Origin of the sequence: Pantoea sp. 18059 (assembly GCF_902706165.1) — a bacterium.
In the GTDB taxonomy this organism is placed as follows: domain Bacteria; phylum Pseudomonadota; class Gammaproteobacteria; order Enterobacterales; family Enterobacteriaceae; genus Pantoea; species Pantoea agglomerans.
The window spans coordinates 1-386 of record NZ_CACSJS010000073.1 but is presented as its reverse complement, the minus strand read 5'-3'; the positions used below and the strand labels follow the sequence as shown (position 1 = coordinate 386).

The 386-nt window shown below is 65.3% G+C and carries 1 protein-coding gene; it reads left to right on the top strand.

From position 1 onward, the window contains the following. Positions 1-333 (top strand): SbmA/BacA-like family transporter (locus GVJ63_RS22120; RefSeq protein ID WP_304623073.1); only part of this gene is annotated, 333 nt, incomplete at its 5' end. Between the last annotated feature and the right edge of the window lie 53 nt (positions 334-386).

The following is a 386-nucleotide window of genomic DNA, read 5'->3' as shown; positions in this document are numbered from 1 at the left end:
CTGTTCGCCGACGTGCGCCGCAACTACTTCCGGCTGTTCTTCAATTACCTGTACTTCGACGTGGTGAAGTGGTCGTACCTGCAGGTCAGCGTGCTGGTGCCGCTGGTGGCCCTGGGCCCCACGCTGATCGCCGGCGCCATCACGCTGGGTGTGATGCAGCAGATCTCGCGGGCCTTCGATCGGGTGCTGGAATCCTTCCAGTTCCTGGTGCAGAACTGGAGCACGGTGGTCGAGCAGATCTCCATCCACAAGCGGCTGCGCGCGTTCGAGCGGCAGATGCTGGCGGAGGCGCCGCCGCTGCCCGAAGGAACTCCCGCCGTGGCCGCCCGGTGATCGCTGATCGCTGTCTGCTGTCTGACTGATGACCGCTGACCGCACGGGTAGGC